Origin of the sequence: Pedobacter sp. ASV1-7 (assembly GCF_040203335.1) — a bacterium.
GTDB lineage: Bacteria > Bacteroidota > Bacteroidia > Sphingobacteriales > Sphingobacteriaceae > Pedobacter.
The window spans coordinates 1,040,963-1,065,550 of the sequence record NZ_JBEHBV010000001.1; the positions used below are offsets into that span (position 1 = coordinate 1,040,963).

22 protein-coding genes and 5 tRNA genes are annotated in these 24,588 nt (G+C 37.1%); 23 read left to right on the top strand and 4 right to left on the bottom strand.

All coding sequences use genetic code 11. The features are described 5' to 3' along the window. The first annotated feature begins 11 nt into the window (after window positions 1-11). The 3 genes from ABDJ41_RS04465 to ABDJ41_RS04475 all read left to right on the top strand — a co-directional run bounded on the left by ABDJ41_RS04465 (window position 12) and on the right by ABDJ41_RS04475 (window position 4,955). Entirely contained in the window at window positions 12-536 is a 525-nt protein-coding gene (locus tag ABDJ41_RS04465) for an Mpo1 family 2-hydroxy fatty acid dioxygenase (RefSeq protein ID WP_349784548.1), read from the top strand. Between the two features lie 113 nt (window positions 537-649). Beyond that, on the top strand, window positions 650-3,508 hold the full coding sequence (locus ABDJ41_RS04470) for a TonB-dependent receptor (protein ID WP_349784549.1): 2,859 nt from the start codon (window positions 650-652) through the stop codon (window positions 3,506-3,508). 85 nt (window positions 3,509-3,593) lie between these two features. Then, a complete protein-coding gene (locus ABDJ41_RS04475) occupies window positions 3,594-4,955 on the top strand; it encodes a beta-helix domain-containing protein (RefSeq protein ID WP_349784550.1) in 1,362 nt (453 codons plus the stop codon). Window positions 4,956-5,137: 182 nt separating this feature from the next. On the opposite strand, the gene ABDJ41_RS04480 is transcribed toward ABDJ41_RS04475, so the two are convergent. The 3 genes from ABDJ41_RS04480 to ABDJ41_RS04490 form a co-directional block, all read right to left on the bottom strand. Beyond that, window positions 5,138-5,974 carry a hypothetical protein gene (locus ABDJ41_RS04480; protein WP_349784551.1) on the bottom strand — a complete coding sequence of 279 codons (837 nt, stop codon included), beginning with the start codon at window positions 5,972-5,974 and terminating at the stop codon, window positions 5,138-5,140. 244 nt (window positions 5,975-6,218) lie between these two features. Beyond that, window positions 6,219-7,421: a hypothetical protein gene (locus ABDJ41_RS04485; RefSeq protein WP_349784552.1), complete on the bottom strand. Its 1,203-nt coding sequence runs from the start codon at window positions 7,419-7,421 to the stop codon at window positions 6,219-6,221. A gap of 213 nt (window positions 7,422-7,634) precedes the next feature. Next, on the bottom strand, window positions 7,635-9,386 hold the full coding sequence (locus tag ABDJ41_RS04490) for a bifunctional lysophospholipid acyltransferase family protein/GNAT family N-acetyltransferase (protein ID WP_349784553.1): 1,752 nt from the start codon (window positions 9,384-9,386) through the stop codon (window positions 7,635-7,637). 143 nt (window positions 9,387-9,529) lie between these two features. Here ABDJ41_RS04490 and ABDJ41_RS04495 point away from each other — a divergent pair, with 143 nt between their 5' ends. The 4 genes from ABDJ41_RS04495 (at window position 9,530) to ABDJ41_RS04510 (ending at window position 13,362) form a co-directional block, all read left to right on the top strand. Then, window positions 9,530-10,438, top strand: coding sequence for a ComEA family DNA-binding protein (locus ABDJ41_RS04495; protein ID WP_349784555.1), 909 nt, complete (start codon window positions 9,530-9,532; stop codon window positions 10,436-10,438). 2 nt (window positions 10,439-10,440) lie between these two features. Beyond that, window positions 10,441-10,968 (top strand): adenine phosphoribosyltransferase, encoded by a 528-nt coding sequence (locus ABDJ41_RS04500; RefSeq protein ID WP_349784556.1) that lies wholly within the window; start codon window positions 10,441-10,443, stop codon window positions 10,966-10,968. A gap of 155 nt (window positions 10,969-11,123) precedes the next feature. Further along, the gene (locus ABDJ41_RS04505; RefSeq protein WP_349784558.1) at window positions 11,124-11,999 is read left to right on the top strand and encodes a putative Ig domain-containing protein; all 876 of its coding nucleotides are present in this window, start codon (window positions 11,124-11,126) and stop codon (window positions 11,997-11,999) included. 190 nt (window positions 12,000-12,189) lie between these two features. After that, on the top strand, window positions 12,190-13,362 hold the full coding sequence (locus tag ABDJ41_RS04510) for an acyl-CoA dehydrogenase family protein (RefSeq protein ID WP_349784559.1): 1,173 nt from the start codon (window positions 12,190-12,192) through the stop codon (window positions 13,360-13,362). 96 nt (window positions 13,363-13,458) lie between these two features. Here ABDJ41_RS04510 and ABDJ41_RS04515 read toward each other — a convergent pair whose 3' ends face one another. Further along, window positions 13,459-13,830, bottom strand: coding sequence for a hypothetical protein (locus ABDJ41_RS04515; protein WP_349784560.1), 372 nt, complete (start codon window positions 13,828-13,830; stop codon window positions 13,459-13,461). A gap of 103 nt (window positions 13,831-13,933) precedes the next feature. On the opposite strand from ABDJ41_RS04515, the gene rpsU reads away from it, so the two are divergent. The 16 genes from rpsU (at window position 13,934) to rpoB (ending at window position 24,562) form a co-directional block, all read left to right on the top strand. Beyond that, on the top strand, window positions 13,934-14,128 hold the full coding sequence (gene rpsU / locus ABDJ41_RS04520; RefSeq protein WP_349784562.1) for a 30S ribosomal protein S21: 195 nt from the start codon (window positions 13,934-13,936) through the stop codon (window positions 14,126-14,128). 125 nt (window positions 14,129-14,253) lie between these two features. Next, entirely contained in the window at window positions 14,254-15,138 is an 885-nt protein-coding gene (locus ABDJ41_RS04525; RefSeq protein ID WP_349784563.1) for a tyrosine-type recombinase/integrase, read from the top strand. Between the two features lie 14 nt (window positions 15,139-15,152). Then, a complete protein-coding gene (hpf, locus tag ABDJ41_RS04530; protein ID WP_349784564.1) occupies window positions 15,153-15,500 on the top strand; it encodes a ribosome hibernation-promoting factor, HPF/YfiA family in 348 nt (115 codons plus the stop codon). Window positions 15,501-15,705: 205 nt separating this feature from the next. Continuing rightward, window positions 15,706-15,778: transfer RNA gene (locus ABDJ41_RS04535), tRNA-Thr, on the top strand. Window positions 15,779-15,817: 39 nt separating this feature from the next. Further along, window positions 15,818-15,900 (top strand) — tRNA-Tyr (locus ABDJ41_RS04540). Window positions 15,901-15,911: 11 nt separating this feature from the next. Further along, window positions 15,912-15,984 (top strand) — tRNA-Gly (locus ABDJ41_RS04545). 84 nt (window positions 15,985-16,068) lie between these two features. Beyond that, a tRNA-Thr gene (locus ABDJ41_RS04550) sits at window positions 16,069-16,140 on the top strand. 118 nt (window positions 16,141-16,258) lie between these two features. Continuing rightward, window positions 16,259-17,446: an elongation factor Tu gene (tuf, locus tag ABDJ41_RS04555; protein WP_349784565.1), complete on the top strand. Its 1,188-nt coding sequence runs from the start codon at window positions 16,259-16,261 to the stop codon at window positions 17,444-17,446. Window positions 17,447-17,554: 108 nt separating this feature from the next. Beyond that, window positions 17,555-17,625 (top strand) — tRNA-Trp (locus ABDJ41_RS04560). A gap of 13 nt (window positions 17,626-17,638) precedes the next feature. After that, entirely contained in the window at window positions 17,639-17,836 is a 198-nt protein-coding gene (secE, locus tag ABDJ41_RS04565; protein WP_349784566.1) for a preprotein translocase subunit SecE, read from the top strand. 9 nt (window positions 17,837-17,845) lie between these two features. Then, window positions 17,846-18,388 (top strand): transcription termination/antitermination protein NusG, encoded by a 543-nt coding sequence (nusG, locus tag ABDJ41_RS04570; RefSeq protein WP_349784567.1) that lies wholly within the window; start codon window positions 17,846-17,848, stop codon window positions 18,386-18,388. Window positions 18,389-18,477: 89 nt separating this feature from the next. Continuing rightward, complete coding sequence (gene rplK / locus ABDJ41_RS04575) at window positions 18,478-18,921, top strand: 50S ribosomal protein L11 (RefSeq protein WP_349784568.1); 444 nt, start codon at window positions 18,478-18,480, stop codon at window positions 18,919-18,921. Window positions 18,922-18,944: 23 nt separating this feature from the next. Then, window positions 18,945-19,643 (top strand): 50S ribosomal protein L1, encoded by a 699-nt coding sequence (gene rplA / locus ABDJ41_RS04580; protein ID WP_349784569.1) that lies wholly within the window; start codon window positions 18,945-18,947, stop codon window positions 19,641-19,643. Between the two features lie 2 nt (window positions 19,644-19,645). After that, window positions 19,646-20,167, top strand: a complete 522-nt coding sequence (rplJ, locus tag ABDJ41_RS04585) for a 50S ribosomal protein L10 (protein WP_349784570.1) — start codon at window positions 19,646-19,648, stop codon at window positions 20,165-20,167. A 63-nt stretch (window positions 20,168-20,230) separates the two neighbouring features. Beyond that, window positions 20,231-20,605 carry a 50S ribosomal protein L7/L12 gene (rplL, locus tag ABDJ41_RS04590; RefSeq protein WP_349784571.1) on the top strand — a complete coding sequence of 125 codons (375 nt, stop codon included), beginning with the start codon at window positions 20,231-20,233 and terminating at the stop codon, window positions 20,603-20,605. 153 nt (window positions 20,606-20,758) lie between these two features. Further along, complete coding sequence (gene rpoB, locus ABDJ41_RS04595; protein WP_349784572.1) at window positions 20,759-24,562, top strand: DNA-directed RNA polymerase subunit beta; 3,804 nt, start codon at window positions 20,759-20,761, stop codon at window positions 24,560-24,562. The last annotated feature ends 26 nt before the right edge of the window (window positions 24,563-24,588 follow it).

The window sequence follows — 24,588 nt, forward strand, 5'->3', positions numbered from 1 at the left end:
ATAGTAAAAACATGAAGAAGGGACAAAATAAAGTAATTCAGGAAGAACCTAAAAGACCGGTAGATGTACTTTTTGATAAATATGCAGAAAGTCATCAGGATCATACGAATAAACTGATACACTGGATCTGTGTGCCTTTAATTGTCTTTAGTTTGCTGGGCTTAGTGTGGGCGATCCCTTTTCCTCACCTCGAGTTTTTGGGTAAATACAATGGCTTTTTAAACTGGGCATCCTTTCTGATTGCTTTTTCTTTATATTATTACTTTATTTTGTCACCTGCATTATCATTTCTGATGCTGTGGGTAGTTGGTTTGATGAGTTACTTTATTGTCCAACTGGAATATTGGGAAGCTGCTGGCGGACCTGCATTCTGGCTGGTATGTCTGGTGATTTTCGTGATCGCCTGGATAGGACAATTCATCGGACATAAGATAGAAGGAAAGAAGCCTTCATTTTTAGAAGATGTTAAGTTCTTGTTAATCGGGCCAATTTGGTTATTACACTTTATTTGCAAAAAAATTGGCATAAGATATTGATCTGAAAGCCATTTAACTATTTCTTAACACGTAGGTAAACGAATGGTAATTTGAGGCTAACATATAGCTAACATTGTGGTAATAGCTTTGCTGGAAATTAAAATACAGCAAAATTGAAATCACAACTAAATCTCAAAACAGCAATAATTACGGTTCTATTTGTAATTATTAGTGCAGCAGTATTTGCGCAAACGGGAAAAATTTCTGGTAAAGTATCTGATAAGAAAACCGGGGAAACACTGATCGGTGTTACCGTGAAAATTAAAGGGACAACAAAAGGAACGGCTACTGATGTAGATGGAAACTATACAATTAGTAGCTTATCTGATGGTAAGCATATTCTTTTATTTCAATACATCGGTTATGCAGGTAAGGAAATAGGCGAAATTGAAGTCAGCAATGGAAAAACGACTTCTCTAAATGTAATTCTCGAAGAGTCTAATTCTCAAAATTTAAGTGAGGTAGTTATACAAGGAAGCTTTAAGAAAGAAAGTGTAAATGCTTTATATGCACTACAAAAGAACAGTGCTTCTATTTCTGATGGTATTTCATCTGATATTATTAAAAAATCGCCCGATAGAAATACAGGTGAGGTTCTTAAAAGAGTAAGTGGCGCTAGTATCCAGGATAATAAATTTGTTATTGTACGTGGATTAAGCGATAGGTATAATGCCGCAATGATTAATAATAGCCCCTTGCCGAGTACGGAGCCTGATCGTAAGACATTTTCATTTGATGCCATTCCTTCTAATCTGATTGATAATGTTGTTATTAGCAAAACTGCTACTCCAGATTTGCCAGGCGACTTTTCAGGTGGTGCTGTTCAAATTAAAACCAAAGATTTTCCAACAAGTAGAACTTTAGAGCTTAACGTTGGTACTGGATATAATACAATTTCAACCTTTAAAGATTTTTATGGAAACGGTAGAGCCGCAGTAAATTATTTGGGTTTTGCTGGTAGCGAAAGCAAACTACCTTCAGCATTCCCATCTTCAAAAGAACGTTTTTTACTTCTTCCTTTAGACAAAAAAGTAGCTGCTTCACGTAGTTTTAAAAATACCTGGGGAATAAATAATTTAGGTGTAGCAGCGCCAACTCAGAACTTTCAAATGATTTATGGGAATTCATATGGATTGAAAGATGATGCTAAGATTGGTTTCATTGGATCTGTTACATATAGGAGCAGTCAATCTATCAGTGATGAAGTAAGGAATGATTATAACGAAGTGAGTGGAGGGACTATCGGAGTTCCGATTTTTGAGTACGGTGATAAATACTACAATTTTAATTCAACTCTAGGTCTATTAGCTAATGTTGCTTACACAAAAGGTGCGAATAAAATATCGTTGAAAAACATTTATAACCAGAGCTATGACGAGAGTACTTTGGCTAGATCTGGTGTTCGCGACGGATTCATCCTTCAAAAAGTTTCTCAACAGGAAATAAATGAGAAATCATTACTAAACTCAGTCCTCGAGGGTGATCATTTAATTAGTCAAAAAAGTAAGGCTAAATTAAACTGGAATTTATCTTATTCTAGAATTACTAACAATCTTCCAGATTTAAGACGCTTAGCATACTCATTAGATCCTACTTCAAATGAAACTGAGTACAAAGCTGTAGTGCAAAGTACAGCAGCGGTGTCAGATGCAGGAAGATTTTTTAGTGAACTAGATGAAAGCATTTATGGTGCTGGGTTAAATTATAGCTTACCATTGAATATCTTTAAGCAAGGACAAACACTTAAGATCGGTGCTTTGAAACAATATAAGGATCGTACTTTTAAGGCGCGTACATTAGGATATCGCTTGGCTACAGAAACTGTTGATCAAACAAATGCTTTAGTGGTATTGCCTCAAGATCAAATTTTTAGCTCTGCTAATATCGGTGCAAATAAATTTATGATTGACGATATCAGTAATCCTAGTAACAACTACACTGGTTCTGGAGATTTGAATGCTGGATACGCTATGATTTCAGGAACATTTGCTAAGAGATTAAAAGCAACATTTGGTTTGCGAGTAGAGAACTATATAGAGAAGTTAGATTCAAGAGATAATAGCGGAAAAGTAAATGTTGATAATAATTATTTAGATTTCCTACCCTCGGCTAATTTAGCCTATGAGGTTACCTCTAAAGCTAATTTCCGTTTGAGTTATTCAAGTACTGTAGCGAGGGCGCAATTCAGAGAACTGGCACCATTTGCTTTTTATGATTTCATCACTGGTCTAGTTAAGATTGGAAACCGTGATTTAGAAAGGACAACTATATCGAATTTCGATTTGAGGTATGAATTCTATCCTACTGCCGGGCAATTGATTTCAGTATCTGGGTTTTACAAACATTTGAAAAATCCTATAGAAAATAACATTATCGACGGTTCTACGGCTTCGAGTAAGTCCATGTCATTTATTAATGCACCTGAGGCTTTTATTGCAGGTGCTGAATTTGAGATCAGACACGATTTAGGGTTTATTTCGGAAAGTTTTGGATTCTTAAAGCGACTGGTATATAGTGCCAATGCTGCAATAATTAAATCGGAGGTTGATTTTGGTGCAGGTATGGTAACAATTAACAATAAAAGAGCACTTCAGGGACAATCTCCTTACTTGATTAATACAGGTTTTCAATATAATACAGAAGACTCAGGCTGGCAGGCTAGCATTTTGTATAATCGAATTGGCCGAAGAATTTCAGTAGTAGGATTTGGTAGAACAGAGAATGGTTCTTTTTTAGCGGATTATCCAGATATCTATGAGGCCCCAAGAGATTTGTTAGATTTTCAAATTGCAAAGAAAGTTATTAAAAATCGTGCTGAGATTAAGCTAAACATTAGCAATCTGTTAGATAGTGATGCCAGTTATTACCAAGATTTAAATAACGATAAGAAATTTGTGAAAGTAGATGATCAGTTGATCAATAGTGTTAAGTATGGTCGAAGCTTTTCATTGTCATTTGGATATAAATTCTAAAAAAAACCTTAACAATAGGATAATACTATTTTAAAATCGATCTAATACAGTTGAACTAATTTTATAAAAACAAAAATAGGAAAGAATGAAAACAAGTAAATTATTTGCGATGGCAATGCTAGCATTAGCAACGAGCTTTACTGCATGTAAAAAGGATTCAGAAGAAGAGATCATTGATGAACCAAAAGACGTTGTCGTTTTGGAAGGACAGATTACTTCAAAAAAGGTTCTTGATGCCAACAAAATATATTTGTTGAGAGGCTATGTACGTGTAATGGGTAATGGTGGAAATTTGGAAATTCCTGCTGGTACTGTAATTAAAGGAGAAAAAGCTTCTATGGGAGCACTTATTGTTGAGCGTGGTGGCTACATTAAAGCCAATGGTACTGCTACTAATCCAATTGTTTTTACTTCAGATCAGCCTGCAGAAACTAGAAAAGAAGGGGATTGGGCAGGTGTTGTTATCTGTGGTAAATCTAAAGTTAATACTGCAACTGGTACTGCTCAGTATGAAGGTGGAGCTTTGGGTGAAGGTGTAGCAGAATATGGTGGAGGTTTAACTCCTGATCTGGCTGACAAATCTGGTGAGTTTACCTATGTTCGTATTGAGTTTTCTGGTTATCCAATACAAACAGACAAAGAGATCAATGGTTTAACTTTATGTGGTGTTGGTAGCGGAACGATTTTACATCACGTACAGGTATCTTACTGTGCGGATGATTCTTTTGAATTCTTTGGAGGTACAGTAAACGCATCACATTTAGTTGCTTTCCGTGGTCTTGATGATGATTTTGATTTTGACCAAGGTTATACAGGTAAAATTCAATATGGTATCTCTTTTAGAGATCCAAATCTAGCTGATAAATCTATCTCAAGAGCTGTTGAAGATGATAACGGAGGTACGGTGAGTAGAGATGAATACTCTAGACCAGTACTATCAAACTTTACATTTATAGGACCTGGAGCATCAGGTGTGGCCAATCATGGTGCTGCAATTTATTTCGGTAGAAATAGCCGTTTGGTATTAGCTAATTCAATTATTGTTGGTGCAAAAACAAATGCTATAGAATTCAATACTGAATTTCCTGCTGCTGAATACAAAGCTGGTAGATCATCACTATCAAATAATTTAGTGTTTGGTGCTAGTGCGAATTATGGTTTGATCACTGGAGTAACATCTTTTGTTGATGCTGCAGCTTTAGCTACTTTTGCTGCTACAGGTGCAAATACAACAATTGCCAGTGTTGATGCAGCTGGTTTGAACAGTACTTCTATTACTGCTCCTAAACTGACATTAAAAGCTGGTTCAGTAGCTTTAGGCAAAGCTAGTTTTGCTGGTGCAGATCTTTCTACTGGCTTTACTGTAGAAACTTATGTAGGTGCTATGAATACTACTGACTGGACAGCTAATTGGGCTAACTGGACTCCAAAAACAGCAACTTACTAAGTTTATATATTGTTAAATACAAAAAAGAACCCGTATCATAAATCAAAAGATGATACGGGTTCTTTTTTTATCTGTTGTGATCTGACTTGAATCTTTTCTTCCTATGCCTTTTTCTTAGAAGCAAATCTGATTTGAAACCAGGGGGGGATAGCTGATCGGATTATTTTCAATTGAATTAACGATTAAGAGCTCTGATCATCTCTTTTCTTTTTAGGCTTACTTGCCTTTTTATGTTTCTTTTTCTCATTGAAAACCATTTCCATCCACCCTTCCTGTTTAGTCTGCTCTCCAGGGCAAAACTCTGCTTTTAATACTGCAGATGGACAGAAGTCTTTATTATTGATCACAGCATTTCCTGCAAATGTTTTTTCTGAATAGTACAGTGCAAGGGTAACGACACACAATGAACCTGTTGAGCTTTCAAAAATTAGCTGTTGTGCGGGATGGATAAAAGACTTGGCTGTGATCTCAATTTCAAAAGATTGTATGTCCTGAAGTTGAAATTGATCATTTTCCAAATCAAATAATGTTACACTAAATGCTACGGTACAATATCTGGCATTGGGAGGGAATTTTAAGTCCTTAGGCACTTTAATCTCCGGGAAATCTATCGTTACATTTTGCTCAGTAAGACTAACTATGGGTTGCGCAAACAGATAGTTTTTTACCGGTGACATATTGTTGAACTCAAAACCGTTTAAGCGGTTAAAGTAATCCTGGCGAAAATCAAACACCCCTTCTTTATCAGTCGATGCCTTTTGTACAATCTGATTGCATTCGCCCGTAAATCTGGAAATCATTCCTCCATCATGAAAACCTATAATTGGTTCAGCACTTCCTCTGATATAGGAGGCTAATGTGCTGGCTCTTCCAAAAACGTAAGCTGCATTATACGTTGCGGGAGTCATATCAATGAACTCCTTTTTTGATTTCCCTACAACTACTTGTTTCTTTCCTACCTTTTTAAAAATGACAGCTCCAGCTGTTCCACGAATAAATTTGCCATCAATGTAAGCCATAATGAATAGAGGTTAAGTTGAATTTATAAATGGTTAGACTATAGTTAATAATAACTGCATTATAAATATAAGTTATATCTATAGTAATTCCAAGTTATTATGTAAAAACATGGATTTACTATGGACTTAACATGGACTTACTATGGACTTACTATTTAGTATGGCTGAAAAAAACCTTATGTATAGCACTTGATTTAGGTTTTTCCTTATTGATTTTATCCCATAAAATAGAAAAAACTGAAGCTTATTTATGAATTGGCTCGTAAGCGTAAACAATCTTGTACGGAACATTTCTAAGATCAGTGGAAATCTGTCCAATATTCAAATCTTCTTTTTGAGGGGTAGGTTCACAGAAGGAATAGGTTTTTCCATTGTACAAGATCGGTTGGCCAATAGGTTTATCAAATTGAACAGCCATAGTAATATGAGTAGGGTATAGTAATGCAATCATTGGCAGATTGTAAATCTCTTTTACAAGAAAAAAGAAAAGGGCAGCCCGATCGTCACAGTCGCTGTATTTTGCAAAGAGAGTTTCCTCTGGCGACAAGCGCTTTTCCTTGCCAAAGTTTTTATCGTCATCCTCATATAAAAAAGCATATCTGGTAAAGCGCATTAAATAATCAATCCCCTTTTTCTGCTTCATCCCCTCAAGGTTTTTCCTTAACATCGGAATAAGTGATCCGTAAGTTTCTTTGCTTAAGGGTATGTTGAAATAAGATTCAAAATCAACAACAGGATAGTTGAGAAAAATATGCTCTACTTCTGAGTTTAGTTTGATGTTAAAGTGATAAGTTTTATGCTTATAATTGAACTGTACTTTCTTTTCGTAATAGTCCTCGGGCTTGAAATCAGGCATCCTGGTGACTTTATAAGAAAAGGCTTTCTTTGATTCAGGAATACTAATCATTTCGTGAGGAGGGACCTTATTAAGGTCTGCATAAGCATAATCATGACGATTTAGACACATATACTTTTTACTCATAAACATGACAAAAGGAATGTCGGATATATCTTCATCATTGTAGACATAAAATATGATCCTGTTGTCTGACAAAGTTAGCCTGGCATCATAACCGGATTTTCCTAAAAGAAACCATTTGTAAAAGGTATAGCGTTCATAGTTGTCCTTTTTGGGACTAATAGCCTGGGCTGTTCTTCGAATCAGCTGATAGTATAACCAGTCATTTAATTGATGAGATTTCTTATATGCTAGTAAACTGTCCAGTACAGCCGTGTACTTTCCTGTATTTACCCGGTCATAGTAGGAGAGAATTTCGGTTTTGTCTAAAGCATGGTCATTTCCTACTATGATAGAAGAGTCTACTTCCAGATTAAAAGTGTCGTTAGAAAACTCAAAACTAATACGATAGCTATCCCGCTGACCGTAAGTAAATCCTACAGTCATTATAAGAATGAGCGTACCGAATATTTTGAGCAGACGGTTCATAATAAGTTAATGTTCTATTTACTTTAAATATACATAGAATTAACCTGAGATGTATATTAAGCTTTTACCCTTAAAAACTTTTATAATAATCAGTAATTAACAAACCCTTAACATGACGACCATACTTTTGTGGCATAAATATTTGGTTAGTATTTATAAAGTTTAGGTTTAGTTGATACAAAAAAGCCACGATGGATGTCGTGGCTTTTTTGTTTAGAAATTCTTTCCTACCTTCTCCAGCATCTCTGAAGGAATATTTTGCATATCCACTACCAGGAAGCCATCCAGACAGTCAGAAAACTTAGGATCTATATTGAAGCAAATGATTTTTGCATTCAGATTCATGTATTGTCTTAATAAAACAGGGATCTTGATATGAGAGTTTTCAATATCAGAGATCAGGCTATCGAGGTCTTTTAGCGATTCACTACTTTCAACAAGTAAATCTTTATCAATGGCCGATAAATCCGCTTTAAACTTGTTTTTAGGTTTCACGTAATGCGCCAGCTCGTAATCGAAGTGGTTTTTGGTAATGTAATCAACTATCAGCGATTTAGAAAACTTAGAGAAGTTATTGCTGATGCTTACCGGTCCGAACATGTATCTGTACTGAGGGTTATCCAGTAGATATTTTAAGATACCTTTCCATAATAAGAACAGGGGTAAAGGCTTCAACTGATATTCTTTTCTGATCCATGAACGGCCAAGCTCAATACCTTTTCTAAGCAATGGATAGAATGGCTCTTTAATCTTAAACAGTTCCGAAAGGTAAAACCCTCTGCGACCCATGGTGTTTAAGATCTCATCGCCTTTACCGATACGGTAGGCACCTACAATATTTTGCAGTTCCTTGTCCCATATAAATAAGTGACTGTAATAAATGTCATAATTATCGAGGTCAATCTTTTTATTTGTCCCTTCACCAACTTCTCTAAAGGTGATCTCTCTTAAGCGGCCGATCTCTCTTAATATATTCGGAATGGCCACTGTTGGTGCAATATATACCTCGTAGTTTTTTTCCTGCCAGACCCTAAAGCCTTCCAGGCCCTCAATCTCTTCAACAATTACATTTCGATCTGTTTCTTCGATAACCGGCTCGGGCTTCTTCTTGATCTTGAAAAGGTTTATGGGGTTAAACAACTTTTTCTCTTCTTCGAGTCCGGTTCCCAGAGCATAAGTACGTGCCCTTAGAAAATCAAGCAGCTTATTGGTGTTGTTCCGGTATGATATATCTTCAATATGAATTGGCTTGCCGATTCTCACCTTTATTTTAAGCCCTTGTTTGTTTAAAAACTCAGATGGAAGTTTTGCAGTCCTTAATGTTGGATGTATAAAGCTTAAGATATTAAACAGGACCCCATTATTACCATGAAAGTAGATAGGAACAACAGGAAGCTTGGCTCTGGCAATCAGTTTCCCCACAACGGGATGCCATAACCTGTCGGTAATTTCCTGTTTGTCCAGGCTGAATGTCGAAACCTCTCCAGCTGGGAATATTCCAATAGGAGTTCCACTTTGTAAAAGATCGAAGGTTGCTTTTAATCCACTTATACTTGAGGTGTGTTGTACATTTTCGAATGGATTTACCGCTACAAAGAATTCGCTCAGATTAGGGATTTTTTTAAGGATAAAATTAACCATTACCTTAGATTCTGGTCTTACCGTACATAGTAATTTTACTAGTGCAAGGCCTTCAATACCCCCATACGGGTGATTGGCTATAGCAATAAATCCGCCTGTTTTGGGTATATTCTTAAGGTCATCTTCATCAAAATCAATACTAACGCCTATCGTTTCCAGTATTTTATCTACAAATTCAAGTCCGTTAAAATGTTCATTTTTGGAAAAGACTTTGTTGATATCATTTAATTTCATCATCTCCATGAGCAAAGCTGCTAAACCGGGAACACCTAGCTTATCTATTTTAGTAGCTTTTGCAAACTCTTTGGTAGTTATGATCTTCATTTAAAATCTGTTTTTATAGAATGTAATGCAATTTCAAAAATAAGACTAATATTTTTAATTTGGTTACATACCGGAAATATATGGCCTGGAATAAACCTGAGCTTAGTTGTGGATGCTTTAACTAAGCTTGCCTAAATTAGCTGATGCGTAAATGGTTGGACACTTATTTCGGTTTTAACCGAAAGGAATACAATGGATTAATGACTTTGTTAGCCCTTATAGGGTTAACGATGCTTCTTCCTTATGTTTATAGTTTAATAAAGGAGGAAGAGCCCATTACAGAGGCTGATGTAATGGCGATTCAAGAATTGCTATTGGCTGAGCAGAAAAAGTTTTCTAATAAAAATAGAGAAACAGGGGGGCTTAATTATCCTGGAAAGGATAAATCAGAACTGTTTATTTTTAATCCGAATACAATCGGACAAGCGGGCTGGGTACAACTTGGCTTATCTGAAAAGCAGGCTTCTGCAATTATAAGGTATAGAGAGAAAGGCGGACGATTTAGAAAAGCTGAAGATTTGCAGAAAATGTATACTATTAATGAAGCGACCTACGATAGATTAAGGCCATACGTAAGAATTGCAGAGGACCGCTCAGCTGTTAAGGAAAGTACGGATGCAGCTTTTAAAAGAGATATCTATGAAAACAGGATGCCTGTTGTTATTGAGATTAATGGAGCTGATACAACTGAACTCGATAAAATAAGAGGGATTGGAATGACCTTTGCAAACCGTATTGTAAAATATAGAGACCGTATCGGGGGCTTTTATAAAAAAGAGCAGTTAATGGAAGTGTATGGCCTGGACTCAGTAAAGTATAGTAAAATTAAAGATCAGGTGCAGATTGATGTTTCGCGGATCAAAAAGATAAATGTAAATACAGTTAGCTTTGAGGATTTTAAATTCCATCCTTACATTAGATATAAGCAGGTAAATGCATTGATACAATATAGAAAACAGCACGGAAATTATAGTAATATTGCAGACTTAAATAAAGTAGCCATTTTAGACCAGGAAACGATAGATCGTCTGGCAGCTTATCTTGAATTTTGAACATGATCGAATCGAAAATAAAATTAACTGTACGAGATGTAAACGATTTTCCAAAACCAGGTATCGTTTTTAAAGATATTACTCCCATACTAAAAGACCCAGCTTTATGTTTAGAGATTATTAAGGCAATGGCAGCCGAATTAAAGGGAATGGATATTGATGTGGTTGCAGGAATTGAGAGCAGAGGCTTTTTGTTTGGACCACAGCTTGCTGAACTTTTAAATGTCCCTTTTGTGCCGATAAGGAAAGCTGGAAAGTTACCATATACTACGGTGCAGCAAACTTATGAGCTGGAATATGGTACGGCAACTATAGAAATGCATGAGGATGCTTTGTTGTCGGGACAGAAAGTTTTGATTCATGATGATTTATTGGCAACTGGGGGAACTGTTGTTGCTGCATCAAAGTTGGTTATGCAGTTAGGGGCTGAAGTCGCAGGATATTCATTTATAATTGCTCTCGAATTTTTAAATGGACGCTTAAGATTAGCGCCATATAGTGATAAAATTTATTCTCTGGCATCTTACTAAATAGAACTAGCATACCCTGAAAGAAGTTCAGTATCATTTTACAAAGATAAAATCGCATTGGTATAGGATAATACAGGAAGAGTTGCACTTTTTTATTACTATCATATTTGATAATGTATTAGATGTGTATAAACACATTAATTAACTAATTCATTATGGAAAAAAAGTTGCTGCTAAATACCTTAGCGCTGTTTTTAGGGATAAACACTATTTTAGCCCAGGCGCCGTCGATTAATTATAATGTATCAAATGTGTTTATACAAAATACATTAATTTCTCCTTTAAATCCTGTCAATACGGGAGGAGTCGTACCTGCAGTTGCAGCATATGGACAGGTCAGCTTATTTGCTGGTGATATTAGTAATTCCGGAAGTGCCGATGGTATTGGTTCAGCAGCAAGATTTAATAATCCTTATGGCATCACTGCTGATAGTTCAGGAAATATATATGTTGCAGATCGGAATAATCATAAGATAAGAAAAATCACTTCTGCAGGAGTGGTTACTACGTTGGCAGGTAGCGGTACGGTGGGACATATTGATGCTATCGGTTCAGCTGCAAGTTTCAATAATCCTATAGGTGTTACTGTTGATGCTTCTGGTAATGTATATGTCGCTGATTTTGCAAATCATAAGATAAGGAAAATTACTTCTGCAGGAGTGGTAACAACATTTGTGGGTAGTGGAACTGCAGGGGAGGTAGATGGTAATATATATGTGGGTGACCTGACAGGGGGGCGTAAAATACGAAAGATTACATCTGTCGGAACTGTGAGCACAATTGCAGGTAGTGAAGGGGGATATTTAGATTCATCTGTTCCACTAAATGCAAGGTTTAATGCCCCATCAGATATTGTATTAGATGGAAATGGAAATCTTTACATAGCTGATAATGCGAGTCATAATATTAGAAAAATGGTTTTATTACCTGCAGGACTAACTTTTAATGGCATTACAGGAACAATCAGCGGAACACCGACTGTAATTTTCCCCTCCACAGATTATACTATTACCGCACCTATGCACCACTAATTTTTTTAGTGGTGCATTTTCGTTTTTTTGAAAAAAAAATAAATATTTTTTTTGACCTTTTTGATTTACCTAAAATGAAAGGGTAGGGTTAATGAACTAAATACCATTTCGTTCTACCTATAATCGGGCTTTTACGTTGTGTTGCTGTGGTTTTATTTGATTATCATTGCTCAAATTCAAACCATAAAATATGTTAGAAACGATGGATAATTCCGTAGGCTTTAATTTTAGTATTTCAGAAAATCAGGAGATGATCAGAGGGATGGTAAAAGATTTTGCCGAAAAAAATATAAAGCCCGATCTGATGAAATGGGACGAAGCGCAATATTTTCCGATTGAAGTTTTTAAGCAACTAGGTGAATTGGGTTTAATGGGCGTATTGGTTCCTGAAGTTTATGGAGGCTCTGGCTTTGGTTATCAGGAGTATGTGGATGTAATAGTTGGAGTGGCAAAGGTTTGCGGTTCTGTCGGTTTATCATTAGCTGCGCATAATTCATTATGTACGGGACATATTCTTGCATTTGGAAATGAAGAACAGAAACAGAAGTGGTTGCCAAAGCTGGCTACTGCTGAGTGGATAGGTGCCTGGGGATTAACTGAGGCGAATACCGGATCGGATGCTTTAAGAATGATGACTACTGCTGTTCTGGATGGCGATGAGTATGTTATTAATGGTGCAAAGAACTGGATTACCCATGGTAAATCAGGTGATGTGGCTGTTGTAATGGTGCGTACAGGAGATAAAGGAGATGCCAATGGTATTTCTGCAATTGTTGTTGAACGGGGTACCCCGGGCTTTTCTGCCGGCAAAAAAGAAAATAAACTGGGGATGAGAGCTTCGGAAACAACGGAAATGATTTTTGATAACTGCCGTGTGCCTGCTGCTAATCTTTTAGGTAACGTTGGGGAAGGTTTCAAACAAGCTATGAAAGTATTGGATGGAGGAAGAATCTCCATCGCAGCTTTAGCACTGGGGATTGCCAAAGGAGCTTATGAAGCATCTGTTGCCTATGCAAAAGAACGTCACCAGTTCGGACAACCTATAGCGAGTTTCCAGGGCATCAGTTTTAAGCTTGCTGATATGGCAACGGAAATAGAGGCTGCTGAATTATTGATCAGACAGGCAGCTGATTTGAAGAACCGCGGTTTACCTATGACTAAAGAGTCTGCAATGGCTAAGTACTTTGCATCGGAGGTGTCAGTTAAGTGTGCGACAGAAGCAGTACAGATATTTGGTGGCTATGGATATACTAAAGATTTTCCGGTTGAGAAATTTTATCGCGACAGTAAGCTGTGTACAATAGGAGAAGGTACATCTGAAATACAAAAAATAGTAATAGCAAGAGAAGTGCTTAAAGCTTAGCTTTCTATTTATAAAAAGACTATTCTAACCAAATATCTATTAAAACTGGTAAATCCGGCGTATTAAATGATACCCGGATTTATTTTTTCATACATATTATTTTATAGATATGATACTGTCTACTACATAAGGGCTATAACCTCGCCAGGGTAGAGCGTTGACATACTCTTTATAATGTAGTTCAAACATCTTGCCGCTGTTTAGCATCATCTTTTGAGCAATGGCTTCATCACTTACGGAAAATTCAAATTCATTTGACTGAATGTTTCCTGTTTGTCTGGACCTTATGCCCGATTGGATTAGCTTGCCTTCATAGGTTTTAAACATATAACCTTTTTTTACTACATAGTTCAGTTCACCGGCTTTAACACCTTCACCAAATACAAAGTAGTAGCGATAATAAATGAAACCGCCTAGAATAAGAATTAGGATGCCGATGGTAATGTAGATTGGTTTTTTAGACTTCATATTAGACATATTGGTGAATAAATATAATTAAATACTTTTTCATATCAAATGAAAGTTCTATCTTTGCAATCCTAAAAACAACGAGAGGAGGTATTTTTACGTTATGATCATTATTAATATTAAAGACGGCGAATCACTAGATAAGGCGTTAAAACGTTTCAAGAAGAAATTTGAAAAAACTGGGGTGTTAAGAGAATTACGTAGCCGCCAAGCTTATGAGAAAAAATCTGTAGCTCGTCGTATACAAGTTAAACACGCTATTTATAAGCAGAACATGCAACTTGAAGGAACAATCTAGTTCTTAATAGTTTAATATAAAATTAAAACGCCATCGATTATTCGATGGCGTTTTTTTGTTTTAAAAAGACATTTATTGAATAAATCTTTTGTATATTCACTAAAACGAGTAATACAAGAGTACCTATGGCGGTTGAGCAATTTTTGACCTATTTGCAGCATGAGAAGAGATATTCCTCACATACCATACAGTCTTACAGAATAGATCTGGTTCAGTTTGGTGATTTCATATCAGCGACATATGAACTGTCTCTGATAGATGTGAAGTATATACATATAAGAGATTTTATGGTGTCTTTAATGGATAATGATCTCTCTGCAAATTCTGTGGGTAGGAAATTATCAACCTTACGTAGCTTTTACAAATACCTTGTTAAGCAAAATGTAATCACGGCAAGCCCAATGAAGTTGATAAAAGCACCAAAAGTGTCTAAAAAGCTTCCTTTTTTTGTTGATGATGAGAAACTTGGTCAGTTGCTCGATTCTGAAGAGGTATTTGATAAGAGTTTCTCATCTATACGTGAACGACTGATTATTGAGACTTTATTTGGAACGGGTATGCGTTTGGCAGAACTTCTGTCGCTTAACGACTCTGATGTCAATTTTTATGATTCGACTATCCGTGTGATAGGTAAAAGAAACAAAGAGCGAATCATTCCAATAGGCAGAATTTTGAGTGATCAACTGAAAGTCTATATTGAATTAAAAACATTACAAAATTTTGATAACAAAACAGCACGGCTAATCGTTACTAATACAGGAGCGGAGGCTTACCCTGAATTTGTGAGAAGAATAGTTCAGCGTTGTTTGGCGTATATAACCACCCAAGACAAAAAGAGTCCGCATGTATTAAGACATACTTATGCTACTAGTTTGTTAAACAGAGGTGCTGATTTGAATGCTATAAAGGAATTATTGGGGCATGCCAGTCTGGCTGCTACGCAGGTGTATACTCACAATTCAGTAGAAAGATTAAAAACAATATATAAACAGGCCCATCCAAAGGCGTAAAAAAGGAGGAAAACATGAAAATTACAGTTCAATCGATCCATTTCAATGCAGACCAGAAGTTGTTAGATTTTATTCAAAGGAAAATTGATAAACTGGATCAGTTCTTTGATCAGATTATTAGTGGTGAGGTATACCTAAAACTAGAAAACGTAGATGATGAGGCAAATAAAATAAGTGAGGTTAAACTGATTGTCCCGGGAGGTACAATGTTTGCAAAAGAGCAATGTAAAACATTTGAAGAAGCAACGGATTTGGCGATAGAATCATTAAAAAAGCAAATCACTAAACATAAAGATAAGACGAGAACTAAATTGAGCGAACATAAGATTTTGTTAAACGCGAATGAAGTATCTGATTATTAGGTACATATTTTTTCGGTTTTTGATAATGAATTGGCGGATTTAGTTCCGCCAATTTTTTTTTGAAAATAATTTTGCTTCGTATGGAAATTCTTGTAGATTTGCATTCCCATTCAGAGAGGGCGTTGGCCCGGTAAGAAAGAGGGAAGTTCTGTGAAAGATTAATATTGTAGAAAACATTACTAAATTATAGTAATGGGTTATATAAGCCTCCTTAGCTCAGCTGGTAGAGCAACTGACTTGTAATCAGTAGGTCATTGGTTCGATTCCGATAGGAGGCTCTTTTAAGTACTGCGTAGCGATATGTGGTAGTTAGAAGCGGGGAGATACCAGAGTGGCCAAATGGGACAGACTGTAACTCTGTTGTCGCAAGACTTCGAAGGTTCGAATCCTTCTCTCCCCACTATAATAAAAGCGGAAGTAGCTCAGTTGGTAGAGCGATAGCCTTCCAAGCTATAGGTCGCGAGTTCGAACCTCGTCTTCCGCTCAAATTGGAAAAGAAAGCTGGGCAGTCTGCAGGCAGTGTTTTAACCTTTGTTACTGGTTAGGAAAATGCAGGCTAAAAATAAAAGCCGAAGTAGCTCAGCGGTAGAGCACTTCCTTGGTAAGGAAGAGGTCGTGGGTTCAAGTCCCATCTTTGGCTCAAAAAAGAGACGCTTTGTGAATCTGTTATAGAAAGCAGCTGAACAAGGTTTTTCGTGTTGAAATAGTATCAAAACAAATAATAAATAAAAAGTTAACCTACTAATAAGTATAAAAACATGGCAAAAGAAAAGTTTGACCGCAGCAAGCCGCACTTAAATATCGGCACAATCGGTCACGTTGACCACGGTAAAACAACCCTAACAGCAGCTATCTCTAAAGTGTTGTCTGATGCTGGTTTGTCTGAGGCACGTTCATTTGATTCTATTGACTCTGCTCCAGAGGAAAAAGAAAGAGGTATCACTATCAATACATCACACGTAGAATATTCAACTTCTAACCGTCACTATGCACACGTTGACTGTCCAGGTCACGCGGATTATGTGAAGAACATGGTTACAGGTGCTGCGCAGATGGATGGAGCTATCATCGTTGTAGCTGCTACAGATGGTCCGATGCCACAAACTCGCGAGCACATTCTATTAGCTCGTCAGGTTGGTGTACCTTCATTGGTTGTATTCATGAATAAAGTGGATATGGTTGATGATCCTGAATTGTTAGAATTAGTAGAAATGGAAGTTCGTGAATTATTATCTTTCTACGAATTCCCAGGTGATGATATTCCAGTTATTCAAGGTTCAGCTCTTGGTGGTTTGAACGGAGATCCGAAATGGGTTGGAAAAATCATGGAATTAATGGATGCTGTTGATAGCTACATTCCAATTCCTCCACGTTTAACTGATCTTCCATTCTTGATGCCTGTTGAGGACGTATTCTCGATCACTGGTCGTGGTACTGTTGCAACTGGTCGTATTGAGCGTGGTGTAATCAACTCTGGTGATCCAGTTGAGATCTTGGGTATGGGTGCAGAAAATCTTAAATCAACTGTAACAGGTGTTGAGATGTTCCGTAAGATCCTTGATTATGGTGAAGCAGGTGATAACGTAGGTTTATTGCTACGTGGTATTGAGAAAACTGATATCCGTCGTGGTATGGTTATCTGTAAACCAGGTTCAGTAACTCCTCACACAGATTTCAAAGCTGAGATCTATGTATTATCAAAAGCAGAAGGTGGACGTCACACTCCATTCTTTAACAAATACCGTCCACAATTCTATTTCCGTACCACAGACGTAACTGGTGAGATTTCACTAGCTGAAGGAACTGAAATGGTTATGCCAGGTGATAACGTTACGATCACAGTTAAATTGATCAACGCAATCGCAATGGAAAAAGGTCTACGTTTCGCAATCCGTGAGGGTGGTAGAACAGTAGGTGCTGGTCAGGTAACTGAAATTTTAAAATAATCAATACCTCCTTCGGGATGTAAAGAATATAAAGCAAAGTACTTAGGCTTTATTGCCTGAGTACTTTGTTCTAAAGATTGCCAATTCTTAAGACAAGAATTAATATACACGGGAATAGTTCAATGGTAGAATAGAGGTCTCCAAAACCTTTGATCAGGGTTCGAATCCTTGTTCCCGTGCAAAAAGATAATTATGGCTAAAGTAGTTCAATTTATTAAAGAATCATACGATGAAATGACCCACAAGGTTACTTGGCCTACATGGGGCGAATTGCAAAATTCGGCAGTGTTGGTTTTGGTAGCTTCATTAATCATTGCATTGGTAATATTTGCAATGGATAAGGGATCTACTTTTGTTTTAGAGACTTTTTATAAATCACTTTCTAATTAAAGGAGCTAAATGGACAGTCAGTTGAAATGGTATGTAGTTAGAGCTGTTAGCGGAAAAGAAAAGAAGGTAAAACAGTATATCGATTCTGAAATTAGCCGTTTAGGTTTTTCTCATTTGGTACCGCAAGTATTGATTCCAATGGAAAAATACTATCAGATGAAAGATGGTAAAAAGATTGCAAAAGAACGCAACTTTTATCCTGGCTATGTTTTGATAGAAGCTATTTTAGATGGAGAATTAGAACACATTATTAAGAATATTAATAGTGTGATTGGCTTTTTAGGGGATAAGGGAGGAAACCCTGTACCTATGCGCCAGGCAGAGGTTAACCGCATTTTAGGTAAAGTTGATGAAATGAGCCAGCAAGGCGAAACCATGAACGTAGCTTATTATGTTGGCGAGAACGTTAAAGTTATGGATGGACCATTTAATGGATTCACCGGCGTGATCGAAGAGGTTAATGAAGAGAAAAAGAAATTAAAAGTTATGGTTAAGATTTTCGGAAGAAAGACTCCATTGGAGCTTAACTATATGCAAGTTGAGAAAGAATAGTTTTATTTTTTTAAAACAATATCAAGATCTTAAATGTTACATGCTTCCAACATTATAACATTGAGTATTACTAATTAACAAAACAGAAAATGGCAAAAGAAGTCAGTGGCCTTGTTAAGTTACAAATCAAAGGTGGAGCTGCAAACCCATCGCCACCAGTAGGACCTGCATTAGGTGCTAAAGGGGTGAACATTATGGAGTTTTGCAAGCAATTCAATGCTCGTACCCAAGATAGGCCCGGTAAAGTATTACCAGTTGTAATTACTGTTTATGCTGACAAGTCTTTCGAATTTATCATCAAAACCCCTCCGGTTGCTATCCAACTTAAGGATGCGACTAAATTAACGAGTGGTTCTGCTGAGCCCAACCGTAAGAAAGTTGGTTCGGTGACTTGGGATCAGGTTAAGTCGATTGCTGAAGATAAAATGACTGATTTAAACGCATTTACTATCGAATCGGCAATGAGTATGGTTGCCGGTACAGCACGCAGTATGGGAATCACCGTTAGTGGTGATGCACCTTGGTCAAATTAATTAACAATAAACAGTTTACAACAGTGGCTAAATTAACAAAAAATCAAAAAAAGGCACATGCTAAACTAGAATCTGGTAAAACGTATTCTTTAAAGGATGCGGCTGCTTTGGTAAAAGAGATTACTACAACTAAATTTGATGCATCGGTTGATATCGACGTATCTTTAGGAGTAGATCCGCGTAAAGCCAATCAAATGGTACGTGGTATTGCTACTTTACCACACGGAACAGGTAAAACTGTACGTGTTTTAGTTCTTTGTACTCCTGATAAGGAAGAAGAGGCTAAAGCGGCAGGTGCAGATTTTGTAGGTTTAGATGAATATGTAGCCAAGATTGAAGGTGGATGGACTGATGTTGACATTATTATCACTACTCCTGCTTGTATGGCAAAAGTAGGTAAACTGGGCCGCGTTTTAGGTCCACGTAACCTTATGCCAAATCCTAAGTCAGGTACTGTTACTAACGAAGTTGGTAAAGCAGTAACTGATGTAAAAGGCGGTAAGATTGATTTTAAAGTTGACAAAAGTGGTATCATTCACGCTTCGGTAGGAAAAGTATCATTCCCAGCAGAAAAAATATATGAAAATGCATTAGAAGTACTTCAGGTAATTTCTAAGCTAAAACCATCTGCTGCAAAAGGAACTTATTTTAAGAGCATTCACGTTTCTTCAACAATGAGTCCTGGAATTGCAATTGAAACTAAATCAGTAGTGGGAATCTAATTATGAACAGAGAAGAAAAACATGAAGTTGTTTCTGCTCTTCAAGAGAAGATGCAGGAATTCGGTAATTTTTATATCACCGATACATCAAGCTTAACTGTTGAGAAGATTAACGCTATTCGTCGCAAATGTTTCGAGAGCGGGATTGAAATGCAAGTAGCTAAAAATACTTTGATCAAAAAAGCGATCGAAGGATTAGAAGGTGATGCATCAGAGATCTTTGTAGCGCTAAAAGGCCAGTCAGCATTATTATTCTCAACAGTAGGTAATGGTCCGGCTAAGCTGATCAAAGCCTTGAGAAAAGGATCTGATAAACCTCAGCTTAAAGCTGCATATATTGATTCAACAGTATTTATTGGTGATAACCAATTAGATACTTTAGTAAGTCTTAAATCGAGAGAAGAGCTTATTGGAGATATCATTGGATTATTACAATCACCAGCTAAAAACGTTATTTCAGCATTACAGTCTGGCGGTAACAAAATTGCAGGAATTGTTAAAACTCTTCAGGAAAGAGAAGGTTAAGAACACCTTAAAAAGTTCATATTAAATAATTATTATTACGTAAATTTTTAAAAATCTATAAAAATGGCAGATTTAAAAGCGTTTGCTGAGCAATTGGTAAACTTAACAGTTAAAGAAGTTAACGAATTAGCTCAAATCTTAAAAGACGAGTACGGTATTGAACCAGCTGCTGCTGCAGTAGCTGTTGCAGCTGGTGGCGGTGACGCTGCTCCTGCGGCTGAAGAAAAATCTACTTTTGATGTAATATTGAAAGAAGCTGGTGGTCAGAAATTAGCAGTTGTTAAATTGGTAAAAGACTTAACTGGTTTAGGTTTGAAAGAAGCTAAAGACTTAGTTGATGGCGCGCCAAAAGAATTAAAAGCTGGTGTAGCTAAAGACGAAGCAGAAGCTTTGAAAAAACAATTAGAAGAAGCTGGAGCTGTAGTTGAAATTAAGTAAGAACTTAAATTCGATATAAATTAAACGTAGACTCCGACTTTATAGTCGGAGTCTATACCTGTTTATAAACATTTCATTTAGTTTGGTTGATGGAATTGTTGAGCGGCAAACCAAACAAATAGTTTATTCTTAAACTAAATTAACTTTAGTCCATTGGCAAATAAAGTCGACCAAAGAGTAAATTTTGCACGTAGTAAGCATATTATAGATTACCCAGATTTTCTAGATGTGCAGTTGCAATCATTCAGAGAATTTTTTCAGATAGAAACTACTTCAGATAACCGTCATACAGAGGGCTTGTTTAAAGTGTTTGCTGAGAACTTTCCAATCACAGATTCCAGAAATATCTTTGTTCTAGAGTTCCTGGATTATTTTATTGACCCACCACGTTATGATATACCTGAGTGTATTGACCGTGGGTTAACTTATAGTGTTCCATTGAAAGCTAAATTAAAGCTTTCGTGTAATGATGCTGAACACGAAGATTTTGAAACCATCATTCAAGATGTATATTTAGGAACCATACCTTATATGACTCCTAAAGGTACCTTTGTGATTAACGGTGCAGAGCGTGTAATTGTTTCGCAATTGCATAGATCTCCGGGAGTGTTCTTCGGCCAGAGCCGTCACACTAACGGGACTAAATTATATTCTGCTCGTGTTATTCCTTTCAAAGGTTCATGGATCGAGTTTGCTACTGACGTAAATAACGTGATGTATGCATATATCGACCGTAAGAAGAAGTTCCCTGTTACCACGTTATTACGTGCCATCGGTTATGATTCTGATAAAGACATTCTTGAATTGTTTGATCTTGCCGATGAGGTTAAGGTTAGCAAATCAGGTTTGAAGAAATACATCGGCCGTAAACTTGCTGCAAGAGTATTGCGTAAGTGGGTAGAGGATTTTGTGGATGAGGATACTGGTGAGGTAGTTTCTATCGATCGTAATGAGGTAATCCTTGACAGGGATACTGTTTTAGAAGATGACCATATTGATATGATCATTGACGCTGGCGTTAAAACGATCATCTTATCTAAAGATGATGGTGCTAGTCAGGCTGATTATACCATTATATATAATACTTTACAAAAGGATACTTCTAACTCTGAAAAAGAGGCTGTTGAAAACATCTATCGTGCTTTGCGTAACGCAGAACCACCTGATGAGGAAACTGCAAGAGGTATTATTGAGCGTTTGTTCTTCTCGGATAAGCGTTATGACTTAGGTGATGTAGGTAGATACCGTATCAACCGTAAGTTGAAGATGGATACTCCTGATCATGTAAAGGTTTTAACAAAAGCAGATATTATTGCTATTGTTAAATATTTGATTAAACTAATCAACTCTAAAGAAGAGGTGGATGATATTGATCACTTGTCGAATCGTCGTGTTCGTACGGTAGGTGAGCAATTATACGCTCAATTTGGTGTTGGTTTAGCACGTATGGCTCGTACCATCCGTGAGCGTATGAACATTCGCGACAATGAAGTATTTACACCAACTGATTTGATTAATGCCCGTACTTTATCGTCGGTTATTAATTCATTCTTTGGTACTAACCAGTTATCGCAGTTCATGGACCAAACGAATCCTTTGGCAGAGATTACGCATAAGCGTCGTCTGTCAGCCTTAGGCCCAGGTGGTTTATCACGTGAGCGTGCAGGTTTCGAGGTTCGTGACGTTCACTATACGCACTACGGTCGTTTGTGTACAATTGAAACTCCAGAGGGACCAAACATTGGTTTGATTTCATCTCTTTGTGTTCATGCGAAGATCAATAACCTGGGTTTCATTGAAACTCCTTATAAAAAGGTTGAGAACGGTATCGTTGTTGTTGATGAACCGGTTATCTATTTATCTGCTGAAGATGAAGACGGTAAAACGATTGCACAGGCAAACGCTGCTTATGATGATAAAGGTAATTTTATTACTCCTCGTGTAAAAGCACGTTATGAGGGTGACTTCCCGGTTATTGAGCCTGAGAAATTAGACTTGATGGACGTGGCACCTAACCAGATCACATCGATTGCTGCATCGTTAATTCCTTTCCTTGAGCATGATGATGCGAACAGGGCTTTGATGGGATCGAACATGCAACGTCAGGCCGTACCATTGTTACGTCCTGAAGCTCCTATTGTTGGTACAGGTTTGGAAGGTCGCGTAGCCCGCGATTCAAGAACGCTGATCAATGCTGAAGGTGACGGTGTTGTTGAGTATGTGGATGCGAATGAAATCACTATTAAATATGTTAGAAACGATAGCGATCGTTTAGTTTCTTTCGAAGGTGATAGCAAAACATATAAACTGATCAAATTCAAGAAAACAAATCAGAATACTTGTATTAACTTGAAGCCTATCGTTCAGAAAGGCCAGAGAGTTGTTAAAGGTCAGGTACTTTGCGAGGGTTATGCTACTGAAAATGGTGAGTTGGCATTAGGAAGAAACTTAAAAGTTGCTTTCATGCCTTGGCAAGGGTATAACTTTGAGGATGCGATCGTAATTAGCGAGCGTATTGTTCGTGAAGATATCTTTACTTCATTACACATTGAAGAGTTTGAATTAGAAGTACGTGATACAAAACGTGGGGAAGAGGAATTAACACCAGATATCCCTAACGTTTCTGAGGAAGCTACTAAAGATTTAGATGAGCACGGTATTATCCGCGTTGGTGCTGAAGTGAAAGAAGGTGACATCCTTATTGGTAAGATCACTCCTAAAGGAGAATCTGATCCTTCACCAGAAGAGAAGTTATTACGTGCAATATTTGGTGATAAAGCAGGAGATGTGAAAGACGCATCTTTAAAAACTCCTCCGTCAATTAAAGGAGTTGTAATTGATACCAAACTATTCTCAAGAGCTAAAAAAACTACTAAAGCTGAGGAAAAATCAGCAATAGAGAAATTAGACAAGCGTTATGAGATTGCTACTACAAATTTGAAAAATGAACTTGTTGACAAGTTGTTCCAGATTGTAAATGGCAAAACATCTCAAGGTGTATTCAACGTTTATAAAGAATTGTTGTTCCCTAAAGGTGCTAAATTTACTCAGAAAAGCTTATCTGATCTTGAATATGCTCACATTAATCCATACAAATGGACTACTGATGATGATAAAAATGATCAGATTAAAATGTTGTTACATAACTATGGTATTCGTGTAAACGAAGAACTAGGTGCTTACAAACGTGATAAGTTTGCCATCAGCGTTGGTGATGAGCTTCCATCAGGTATTGTACAGATGGCTAAAGTGTATGTAGCTAAAAAACGTAAGCTAAAAGTAGGGGATAAGATGGCTGGACGTCACGGTAATAAGGGTATTGTTGCTCGTATTGTTCGTGATGAGGATATGCCATTCCTTGAAGATGGAACTCCTGTTGATATTGTGTTAAACCCACTTGGTGTACCTTCACGTATGAACTTGGGTCAGATCTATGAAACTGTATTGGCATGGGCCGGTAAAGAATTGGGTGTTAAATTTGCAACTCCGATTTTTGACGGTGCTAAACATGACGAGGTAGAAGAATGGATCGCCAAAGCTGGTGTTCCTGCTTCAGGCAGAACTTATTTACATAATGGTTTAACGGGTGAGAAATTTGACCAGCCAACAACTGTAGGTATTATCTATATGTTGAAATTAGGACACATGGTTGATGATAAGATGCACGCCCGTTCTATCGGACCATACTCATTGATTACACAACAACCATTGGGTGGTAAAGCCCAGTTCGGTGGTCAGCGTTTTGGTGAGATGGAGGTTTGGGCATTGGAGGCATTTGGTGCTGCCAATATTCTACAAGAGATATTAACTGTGAAATCAGATGATGTTATCGGTAGAGCCAAAACTTATGAGGCGATTGTAAAAGGCGAGAACCTTCCTACTCCTGGTGTACCAGAATCGTTTAACGTGTTGGTGCATGAGTTACGTGGATTAGGTTTAGATATTACGTTAGACTAATGTTGAAAGTTATTTTGTTGGGGTGC